This is a genomic window from Promicromonospora sp. NPDC060204, assembly GCF_042728455.1.
Lineage (GTDB): Bacteria > Actinomycetota > Actinomycetes > Actinomycetales > Cellulomonadaceae > Promicromonospora.
The window spans coordinates 1-9,247 of record NZ_JBHWZO010000251.1; the positions used below are offsets into that span (position 1 = coordinate 1).

General features: G+C 73.3%; 9 protein-coding genes. 4 read left to right on the forward strand and 5 right to left on the reverse strand.

Going from position 1 to position 9,247, the window contains the following annotated elements:
* Both ACFWEJ_RS23790 and ACFWEJ_RS23795 read left to right on the forward strand, forming a co-directional pair.
* A partial coding sequence (locus ACFWEJ_RS23790) for an adenine phosphoribosyltransferase (RefSeq protein ID WP_377231657.1) occupies nt 1–552 on the forward strand: 552 nt, incomplete at its 5' end.
* 76 nt (nt 553–628) lie between these two features.
* Entirely contained in the window at nt 629–2,965 is a 2,337-nt protein-coding gene (locus ACFWEJ_RS23795; RefSeq protein ID WP_377231658.1) for a RelA/SpoT family protein, read from the forward strand.
* 100 nt (nt 2,966–3,065) lie between these two features.
* Here ACFWEJ_RS23795 and ACFWEJ_RS23800 read toward each other — a convergent pair whose 3' ends face one another.
* Nucleotides 3,066–4,382 carry a DUF418 domain-containing protein gene (locus ACFWEJ_RS23800; RefSeq protein WP_377231659.1) on the reverse strand — a complete coding sequence of 439 codons (1,317 nt, stop codon included), beginning with the start codon at nt 4,380–4,382 and terminating at the stop codon, nt 3,066–3,068.
* 120 nt (nt 4,383–4,502) lie between these two features.
* Here ACFWEJ_RS23800 and ACFWEJ_RS23805 point away from each other — a divergent pair, with 120 nt between their 5' ends.
* Nucleotides 4,503–5,390, forward strand: coding sequence for a TetR/AcrR family transcriptional regulator (locus ACFWEJ_RS23805; protein ID WP_377231660.1), 888 nt, complete (start codon nt 4,503–4,505; stop codon nt 5,388–5,390).
* Here the strand turns inward: ACFWEJ_RS23805 and ACFWEJ_RS23810 are convergent.
* Both ACFWEJ_RS23810 and ACFWEJ_RS23815 read right to left on the reverse strand, forming a co-directional pair.
* A complete protein-coding gene (locus ACFWEJ_RS23810) occupies nt 5,341–6,459 on the reverse strand; it encodes an ATP-dependent DNA ligase (protein ID WP_377231665.1) in 1,119 nt (372 codons plus the stop codon). The two genes, ACFWEJ_RS23805 and ACFWEJ_RS23810, sit on opposite strands and share 50 nt — an antisense overlap.
* Before the next feature lie 57 nt (nt 6,460–6,516).
* Nucleotides 6,517–7,113 (reverse strand): dihydrofolate reductase family protein, encoded by a 597-nt coding sequence (locus tag ACFWEJ_RS23815; protein ID WP_377231661.1) that lies wholly within the window; start codon nt 7,111–7,113, stop codon nt 6,517–6,519.
* A 77-nt stretch (nt 7,114–7,190) separates the two neighbouring features.
* Between ACFWEJ_RS23815 and ACFWEJ_RS23820 the strand changes: the two genes are divergently transcribed.
* Nucleotides 7,191–7,460, forward strand: coding sequence for a Rho termination factor N-terminal domain-containing protein (locus ACFWEJ_RS23820; protein WP_377231662.1), 270 nt, complete (start codon nt 7,191–7,193; stop codon nt 7,458–7,460).
* A gap of 34 nt (nt 7,461–7,494) precedes the next feature.
* Here the strand turns inward: ACFWEJ_RS23820 and ACFWEJ_RS23825 are convergent, their stop codons facing one another.
* Both ACFWEJ_RS23825 and ACFWEJ_RS23830 read right to left on the reverse strand, forming a co-directional pair.
* The gene (locus ACFWEJ_RS23825; RefSeq protein ID WP_377231663.1) at nt 7,495–8,598 is read right to left on the reverse strand and encodes a DNA polymerase domain-containing protein; all 1,104 of its coding nucleotides are present in this window, start codon (nt 8,596–8,598) and stop codon (nt 7,495–7,497) included.
* A gap of 9 nt (nt 8,599–8,607) precedes the next feature.
* Nucleotides 8,608–9,222: a hypothetical protein gene (locus ACFWEJ_RS23830; protein WP_377231664.1), complete on the reverse strand. Its 615-nt coding sequence runs from the start codon at nt 9,220–9,222 to the stop codon at nt 8,608–8,610.
* Nucleotides 9,223–9,247 lie beyond the last annotated feature (25 nt).

A 9,247-nucleotide genomic window follows, 5' to 3' on the forward strand; every position in this document is an offset into this window, starting at 1 on the left:
GGCCTGGTGCCGGAGAGGGCGACGCGCGTTCGCGACCTGATCGCGGACGTCCCGAACTTTCCCTCTCCCGGCGTCCTCTTCAAGGACATCACGCCCCTGCTGGCCGACGCCCAGGGCCTGGCCGACGTCGTGGAGGCGTTCACGCGCCTCGCGCTGGCCGACGGCGTGGACGTGGTGGCCGGCATGGAGGCCCGCGGCTTCCTGCTCGGCGCCCCCGTGGCCCACGCGCTCGGCCTGGGCTTCCTGCCCCTGCGCAAGGCGGGCAAGCTCCCGCCGCCCACGCACAGCGTCTCGTACGACCTGGAGTACGGCTCCGCGGCCATCGAGCTGCGCTCGGGAACACTCACCCCCGGTGCGCGCGTTCTCATCATCGACGACGTTCTCGCCACGGGCGGTACCGCGGCGGCCGCAGCAGAGCTGGTGGAGCAGTGCGGTGGGGTCGTCTCCGGGCTCGCCTTCCTGATCGAGCTGGAGGCGCTTCACGGGCGCGACAGGCTCCAGGGCCACAACGTCGATACTCTCCTGCGGGTGGACACCCCGTCCGGTCAATGACCGGGTCGGACGGCGAATAGTGGTCCAGGGCTAGACTGGCGACTCCGGGTTTCATCCCGGGGAAGGAGGCGCGTACATGGCGGAGAACACGGTGTCACGCGCTCCGGTGCCCGAGAAGAACCCGCCCACCCCTCCGGGCGGCAACCGGATGCGCAACCGGCTGGTGCGGCTGGGCGTGCGCAGCATCGGTGGCGGCACCCCGGCGGCGATCGAGCCGCTGCTGCAGGCGATCCGCAGCAACCACCCCAAGGCCGACGTCGCCCTGATCGAGCGCGCCTACGTGGTGGCCGAGAAGGCCCACCGCGGGCAGATGCGCAAGAGCGGCGACCCGTACATCACGCACCCCGTCGCGGTCTCCACGATCCTCGCGGAGCTCGGCTTCGAGGGCACCACGATCGCGGCCGCGCTGCTGCACGACACGGTGGAGGACACCGACTACTCGCTGGACACGCTGCGCAGCGAGTTCGGCGACGACGTCGCGCTGCTCGTCGACGGCGTGACCAAGCTCGACAAGGTGAAGTACGGCGACGCGGCGCAGGCCGAGACCGTGCGCAAGATGGTCGTGGCGATGGCCAAGGACATCCGCGTGCTGGTCATCAAGCTGGCCGACCGCCTGCACAACGCCCGCACCTGGAAGTACGTGCCGTCCAAGTCGGCGGAGCGCAAGGCGCGCGAGACCGTCGAGATCTACGCGCCGCTGGCCCACCGGCTGGGCATGAACACGATCAAGTGGGAGCTGGAGGACCTCTCCTTCCAGACCCTGTACCCCAAGGTGTACGACGAGATCGTGCACCTGGTGGCCGAGCGCGCCCCCGCCCGCGAGGAGTACCTCGGCGTGGTCCGCGGGCAGATCGAGTCGGACCTGCGCAGCGCGAAGATCAAGGCCACCGTGACCGGCCGGCCGAAGCACTACTACTCGATCTACCAGAAGATGATCGTGCGCGGCCACGACTTCGCGGAGATCTACGACCTGGTCGGCACGCGCGTCCTCGTGGACACCGTGCGCGACTGTTATGCGGCGCTCGGCGCCATGCACGCGCGGTGGAACCCGGTCCCCGGCCGGTTCAAGGACTACATCGCGATGCCGAAGTTCAACATGTACCAGTCGCTGCACACGACGGTGATCGGCCCGGGCGGCAAGCCCGTGGAGATCCAGATCCGCACGCACGACATGCACCGCCGCGCCGAGTACGGCGTGGCGGCGCACTGGAAGTACAAGGAGAAGACGCCGGCGGCGGGCGGCAACGACCCGAAGAACCAGGACATGGCCTGGCTGCGCCAGCTCGTGGACTGGCAGCGGGAGACCGCCGACCCGGCGGAGTTCCTCGACTCGCTGCGGTTCGAGATCGGCGGCGACGAGGTCTACGTCTTCACGCCGAAGGGTTCGGCCATGGCGCTGCCCGGCGGCGCCACGCCCGTCGACTTCGCGTACGCGGTGCACACCGAGGTGGGCCACCGCACCATGGGCGCCCGCGTGAACGGCCGCCTGGTGCCGCTCGACTCGCCGCTGGAGAACGGCGACGTCGTCGACATCCTCACCTCGAAGTCGGAGACCGCCGGCCCGAGCCGCGACTGGCTCGGGTTCGTGAAGTCGCCGCGCGCGCGCAACAAGATCCGGCAGTGGTTCACCAAGGAGCGCCGCGAGGAGGCCGTCGAGACCGGCAAGGACTCGATCGCCAAGGCCATGCGCAAGCAGGGCCTGCCGATCCAGCGCCTCATGTCGCACGAGACCCTCGTCGGGGTCGCGGACGAGATGAACTACCAGGACGTGTCCGCGCTGTACGCGGCCGTCGGCGAGGGGCAGATCTCCTCGGCCCACGTGGTCGAGAAGCTCGTCAAGGCGCTCGGCGGGGCGGACGGCGCGGAGGAGGACGTCGCCGAGGCGGCCCGGCCGGGTGGCCTCACCGCCCGGCGCGTGCGGTCGGGCGACCCGGGCGTCATGCTCAAGGGCTCCGAGTCCGCCGACGTGTGGGTCAAGCTCGCCAAGTGCTGCACCCCGGTGCCGGGCGACGACATCGTGGGCTTCGTGACCCGCGGCCAGGGCGTGAGCGTGCACCGCACGGACTGCGTGAACCTGGACGGGCTGCGCAAGCAGCCGGAGCGCCTGGTCGAGGTGGAGTGGACGCAGGGCGCGAACACGATGTTCCTCGTGCAGATCCAGGTCGAGGCGCTCGACCGGTCGCGGCTCCTGTCGGACGTGACCCGCGTGCTGTCCGAGAACCACGTGAACATCCTGTCGGCGTTCGTCTCGACATCGGACGACCGGCTGGCGGTCTCGCGGTTCATCTTCGAGATGGCCGAACCCGCGCACCTCGCGACGGTCCTGTCGGCCGTGCGCAAGGTCGAGGGCGTGTTCGACGTGCACCGCATCACCGGTACCAAGCCGGTCGAGCGGCCGCAGCTGCCGGTCTGATCGCCGGCGAACCAGGAACCAACCGAGGGGCCCGACCGTCTGCGGTCGGGCCCTCGGTTGGTTCATCGGCGCGCGGTGTCCACCGGCACGGCGGATCGCGTCAGCGCCGCCCGTAGGTGAGGCGGCGCAGCAGGTTCTCGGCCGGCCCGCGGTTCCCGCGGCGCTCCAGGGCGGCGGCGCCGACGACGGTGAGCGCCCACACGGCGACCGCGCTGCCCGCCGCCGCGAACGTGGGGCTCGGCGCGTGCCGGGGCAGGTCCAGCAGGAACGGCGCGGTCAGCACCACCCACGCCACGGACTGGACCAGGTACCCGGTCAGGCTGCGGCGGCCGAGCGCGGCGACGGCGTCCACGAGCCGGCCGGATGCCTCGGCCCCCGGCGCGCCGTCCGTGGTGCCGGTCGCGGCGCCCGCCCGGGCCCGGGCGATCCGGTGCGCCAGCAGGCCGAACAGGCAGGTCCAGCCGATGGCGCCGAGCGTGCCGGTGTTGTTGTACAGCACGGTCACCAGGCCGGCGGTGCCGGCGTCGAGGTGGAGCCAGCCTGCCGCGAGCAGGCCCATCGGGAGGCCGCCCAGGGCGCCGATCGCGAGCCCGCCCACGGCGCCACGGCGCAGCAGCGTCAGGTGCTCGCCCGGCTCCTCCAGGATCCGCCGGCGTGCGGCCCACGCCCCGATCCACACGAACAGGATGAAGGGCAGCACGGTCGCGGTGTGCGCCGGCCACTCGCCCAGGCGCGCCGCGACGGAGTCGAGGAACGTGGGCGCCAGGACCGACGGCATGGGGCTGGTGGGCGAGGGGACGGCGTCCGCGGCGCCCACGAGGCCGCCCGAGAGCAGCCGCCCGGTCACGAGCACCGCCAGGACGAGCGCGGCGGCGGCCTCGAGCGCGACGAGCACCGGCACGAACCGGTACACCCGCGTCGAGCGGCGCAGCAGCAGGAGCGTGAACGCGATCCCGACTAGGCCGTACGCGCCCAGGAAGTCGCCCGCGTTCAGCAGCAGCCCGTGCGCCGCGCCGAAGGCGAGCAGCCACGCGTTGCGGCGCACGAGGATCCGCCGCACCTCGGCGGGCGACGCGCCCGCGGCGTCCTGCCGTGCGGCGAGCTGCACCAGCCCGTAGCCGAAGAGGAACGCGAACAAGGGGAACGCGCGCGAGTGCACGAACAGGAACAGCAGCACGATCCACGGGCGTTCCGCGCCGTGCGGCGTCGGGTCCAGGCCGGGCGCGTTCGCGAAGAAGTAGCCCACGCTGTTGGCGAGCGCGATGAGGAGCAGCATCGCCCCGCGGGCGAGGTCGGGGGCGAGGGCGCGCTCGGCGCGCAGGACGGGGCCCCGGGCGCGCGGTGCGGCGTGGGGCTCCAGGCCGGGGTCGGCGGGTCGGGTCGAGCTGCGGGGTGCCGAGTCTGCGGCAGTGGTCATGAGCCTCTCCTTCGGGTCGGGCGGCTGGCTCGGCGTTAACATATACCTGAAACTATAAGACGTACAGTAATTAGCGGGACGGTCGTGCCAGGACCGTCGCGACCGTGAGGACGTGTGATCATGAGGCCCGTGACCGAGCCACAGAAACCTTCCGGAGGGGACCCGCGAGCGGACGCCGGCGCGCCCTCCGCGGGGGACGTCCCCGCGCACATCGCCAGGCTGTGGCGCCTGCCGTCGGGGTCGCACCTCGGGCGGCGCGCCGTCCTGACCGTGGACCAGGTGGTCGCCGCCGCCGTCGCGCTGGCGGACCGGGACGGACTGGCTGGCGTCACCCTGCCCAAGGTGGCCGGGGAGCTCGGCGTGACGCCCATGTCGCTGTACCGGTACGTCGGCTCCAAGGACGAGCTGCTCGCGCTGATGGGGGACTACGGGAGCCGGCCGGCCGACGCCGGGATGGAGGAGGACGGCGCTGGCGCGCCCGGTGACCCCGCCTGGCGTGTCGCGCTGCGCGGCTGGGCGTACGGCGTGCGCGCCATGTACCGGCGCCACCCGTGGCTCGCGCACCTGCCGGTGCAGGGGCCGCCGTCGGGCCCGTACGAGCTGGCGCGGCTGGACGCCGGCCTCGCGGCCCTGCGGGGGACCGGCCTGGACTGGGCGGCCAAGGTGGGTGTCGTGACGCTGGTCAGCGGCTACGTGCGCACCGCGTCACAGCTCGCGGCGGACATGTCCGCGGCGCGCGCCGGGTCGGGGCTGGACCAGGGTCAGGTCGAGCAGGAGTACGGGCGGGCGATGGCGCGCCTGGTGCGCCCTGAGCGGTTCCCGGAGGCGGCGTCGCTGTTCGGGTCGGGGCTGTTCGAGCAGGAGCCGCCGGACGACGTCGCGCCCGAGGGCCCGGACCACGACTTCCGGTTCGGGCTGGAGACCGTGCTGGACGGCGTGGGCGCGGCCGTGGACCGGGTCAGGACGTCCCCGGAGCCCCCGGCAGCAGCTCGCCCAGGTCGAAGCTGACCGGCTCCTCGAGCTGTTCGTAGGTGCAGGACGCCGGCTCGCGGTCCGGGCGCCAGCGCTTGAACTGGGACGTGTGCCGGAACCGCGAGCCCTCCATGTGGTCGTAGCCCACCTCGAGCACGCGCTCGGCCCGCAGGGGGGTGAACGACAGGTCCTTGCCCGAGCTCCAGCGCGACTGCGCGCCGGGCAGGCGGTCGCCCGCCTCGGCCTTCGTCGGGTCGGTCCACCCCTGCCACGGGTGCTCCTCGGCCGCGGGCGTCCCGGGCTCCACGACGAGCGGCGCGAGCTCCGCGATCAGCTCGGCGCGCCGCGTGGCCGGGAACGAGGCCGCGACGCCCACGAACTGCAGGCGCGGGCCGTCGTCGGTCTCGTCCCACAGGCCCAGCAGCAGCGAGCCGAGCAGCGGCTGCTCGGGCGTCGAGGTCTTGTGCAGCCGGTAGCCCGCCAGCACGACGTCGGCGGTCCGGGTGTGCTTGATCTTGAGCATGGTGCGCTTGTTGGGCGCGTACGGCCCGTCCGCGAGCTTGGCGACGACGCCGTCCAGGCCCGCACCCTCGAACGAGCCGAACCACTCCTCCGCCTCCGCGGCGTCCTGGGTGCGGGGCGTCGCGAACACGAGCGGACCGGTCAGGCCGAGGCCGTCCAGGGCCGCGATCCGCTCGGTCAGCGGGCGGTCCATGAGGTCGTCGTCGCCGAGCGCCAGCACGTCGAACACCACGAGCGCGGCCGGGGTGGTCTCGGCGAGCATGTTCACCCGGGACTCCGCGGGGTGGATGCGCTGGGACAGCAGCTCGAAGTTCAGGTGCGCGGCGCCGTGGCCGGGCCGCTGGGCGATGACGATCTCGCCGTCGACCACGCACCGCTCCGGCAGGGCGTCGCGGACGGCGGCGACGACGTCGGGGAAGTAGCGCTCCATCGGCTTGGCGTTGCGGGAGTCGATGCGTACCTCGTCGCCGTCGCGGTAGACGATGGCGCGGAACCCGTCCCACTTGGGCTCGTAGACGTACGCGGGGCCGGCGTCGTCGCCGGCGGGCTGGGCAGGCACCGAGGGCACGCTCTTGGCGAGCATCGGCCGGACCGGGGGCTGCACGGGCAGGTTGAGTGTGGTCACGGGTACGAGCCTGCCTCAGCGCGGCGCGTAGCGCAGGTAGACGCACCCGCCGTCGAAGGTCCGGGAGTCCACCAGGCGCAGCCGCAGCCGGGCGTCCCGGGGCAGGGCCGGCAGCCCGCCGCCCACGACCTCGGGGTAGACCACGAAGCGGAAGTCGTCCACGAGGCCCTGCCGGATGAACTCCGCGGCCACGGTAGGCCCCCCGATCGAGACGGTGCCGGGCGCGCAGTTCACGATGCGCCGCAGCTCACCCGGCTGCAGGTCACGCACGAGCCGGGTCCGGGCCGACGTCACGGCGTCCTGCGGCAGCGACGACGACGCGACTACCTTGTCGACGCCCTGCCAGATCTCCGCGTAGCGGTCCGTGTGCGGGTTCGGGTCGGGCCCGGGGTCGTGGGTCTCCCAGTAGACCATCGTCTCGTACATGTCCCGGCCCAGGACGTAGACGGCGACGTCCGACTCGTTCTCGTTGATGAACGCGAGGATCTCGTCGGTCGGCTGCGTGAAGTCGAAGCTTCCCTCGGCGTCGACGGTGTACCCGTCGGCGGACATGTTCGCGGTGTAGCGCAGCGTTCCCATGCCCGTCCGACGCCGGGCGCGCGCCGGACTCATCGGTCCACCCACGTGCGAGCGGGGTGAGATCGGGCGAGGGTGGAGGTGAACGTCCAGCACCGTCGGGAGGATCGACCATGCCGAAGCGTGACCCCGGACCGAGCGTCAAGGACAAGGAGCTGTACGAGAAGCTCCGCGACGAGGGCAGCTCCAAGGAGAAGTCCGCCCGTATCGCGAACGCGGCGGCGAACACGTCGCGCAAGAGCGTCGGCCGCAAGGGAGGAAAGTCCGGCGACTACGACGACTGGACGGTCGACAAGCTGCGCAAGCGGGCAGCCGAGATCGGCATCGAGGGTCGCTCCACGATGCGCAAGGGCGACCTGATCAAGGCGCTGCGGTCGCACTGAGGGCCGCATCGCCTGTGGCGCGGCCACGGGCGGGTCACTCCGCCGCGACGTCCTTGCTGCGGTCGCGGTCCTTGTCGCGGCTGGGCTGGACCCGCTTGGGCTCGCCCGGCATCTTCGGGTACTCCGGCGGGTAGGGCAGGTCCTCCAGGCCGTCGGCCTCGTCGCGGGCCGCCAGGTCGAGGGCGGCGTCCAGCGAGCAGTCCAGGGCCGGGTCCCGGTCGGCGCGCAGGGCGGCGAACAGGTCGCCGCGCTCGGCGAACCGGCTCGGCGCGGTGAGCACGTCGAAGTCGTCGGGGTGCACGTCGGGCACCTCGTCCCAGTCCAGGGGCATCGAAACCGTCGCCCGGCCGTTCGCCCGGATCGACCACGCGGAAGCGATGGTGCGGTCGCGGGCCATCTGGTTGTAGTCCACGAAGATCGCCTCGCCGCGCTCCTCCTTCCACCAGCGCGTCGTGACCTTCCCGGGCAGCCGGCGCTCCAGCTCGCGCCCGATCGCGATGGTCGCCCGCCGCGCCTCGATGAACGTCCACCGCGGCTCCAGCGGCACGAACACGTGCAGCCCCCGGCCGCCCGAGGTCTTGGGATACCCCTGCAGGTCCAGCTCGCCGAGCAGCTCGCGCAGGTGCGGCGCCACCGCGGCGGCGTCGGAGAAGTCCGTGCCGGGCTGCGGGTCCAGGTCGATGCGGAGCTGGTCCACCGCCTCGACGTCGTCCCGCCGCACCGGCCAGGGGTGGAACGTGAGCGTGCCCATGTTGGCGGCCCAGGCGACGACGGCGGGCTCCGTGGGGCAGACCTCGTCCGCCGTCCGGCCCGACGGGAACGCGATGGTCGCGGTCTCGACGTAGCCCGGCGCGCCCCGCGGGATGCGCTTCTGGTAGAAGCCGTCCCCCTTCGGGTCGTCCGGCTTGGGCATGCGCGTGGCGAGGTGCGCGCCCTCGTGCCACCCCTTGGGCCAGCGCTCCAGCGTGGTGGGGCGGTGCAGCAGGGCGCCCGTGATGCCGTCGGCGACGGCGACGAAGTACTCGACGACCTGGAGCTTGGTGATGCCGCGGGGAAAGACGATGCGGTCCGGGCTCGTCACGCGCACGGTACGGCCCGCGACGTCGAGCTCCACAGCGGGTGTCTTGGATCCGGCCATGGACCGAACCTAGCCCGCCAACAGCTCCCGCGCCGCTGAAAGCGCCCGGTGCGCCGCCGGCCGGCCGACCACCCGGGCCCGCCGGTCCAGCAGGACGGCGGCCTGCCGCAGGTCCGTCCCGGCCCTCGCCAGGGCCACCAGGACGGGCACGGCGGCCTCCGGCGAGGCGGTGCAGGCGACGTCGGCGGCGGTCCGGGTCCGGCTGGTGACGGGGACCCCCGCGAGGCGTTCGGTGTCCCGCGCGAGACCCGGGGCGCGGCGCGTGACCCGGCCGGGCCGCGGGCCGGGACGGTGGGTGTCGGGGGAGTAGGCCAGCTCGACCGGGGCGCCCGCCGGCCAGGCGCGCGCCGCGACGCCGTCGTACAGGCCCGTGTGGACCCACGCCGCCGTGGCGGCGCCCAGGACGCAGCGAGCGGGCACCTCGCGGGCGAGCGCCAGCGCGCGGTGCGCCGGACCCGGCACGCAGCCGACGCCGACCGCCGCGCCGTCGTGCAGCTCGACGAGCGCGCCCGCCCGCCGCAGCTCGGCCCACGCGACCGGCCCGCCGACGTCCGCCGGGGTGACGACGAGCGGCGGCGCCGTCGGCTCCGGGTCGAGCAGCGCGGCGAGGGACGGGAACGGCATGCGCAGAACCTACGCGCAGCGGGCC

What these genes read in the sequence shown, in the direction of transcription:
- ACFWEJ_RS23820 (WP_377231662.1), top strand. Translation starts at nt 7,191, where the DNA reads ATGCCGAAGCGTGACCCCGGACCGAGCGTCAAGGACAAGGAGCTGTAC.
- ACFWEJ_RS23825 (WP_377231663.1), bottom strand. Translation starts at nt 8,598, where the DNA reads ATGGCCGGATCCAAGACACCCGCTGTGGAGCTCGACGTCGCGGGCCGT.
- ACFWEJ_RS23800 (WP_377231659.1), bottom strand. Translation starts at nt 4,382, where the DNA reads ATGACCACTGCCGCAGACTCGGCACCCCGCAGCTCGACCCGACCCGCC.
- ACFWEJ_RS23810 (WP_377231665.1), bottom strand. Translation starts at nt 6,459, where the DNA reads ATGCTCGCCAAGAGCGTGCCCTCGGTGCCTGCCCAGCCCGCCGGCGAC.
- ACFWEJ_RS23805 (WP_377231660.1), top strand. Translation starts at nt 4,503, where the DNA reads ATGAGGCCCGTGACCGAGCCACAGAAACCTTCCGGAGGGGACCCGCGA.
- ACFWEJ_RS23815 (WP_377231661.1), bottom strand. Translation starts at nt 7,113, where the DNA reads ATGAGTCCGGCGCGCGCCCGGCGTCGGACGGGCATGGGAACGCTGCGC.
- ACFWEJ_RS23795 (WP_377231658.1), top strand. Translation starts at nt 629, where the DNA reads ATGGCGGAGAACACGGTGTCACGCGCTCCGGTGCCCGAGAAGAACCCG.
- ACFWEJ_RS23830 (WP_377231664.1), bottom strand. Translation starts at nt 9,222, where the DNA reads ATGCCGTTCCCGTCCCTCGCCGCGCTGCTCGACCCGGAGCCGACGGCG.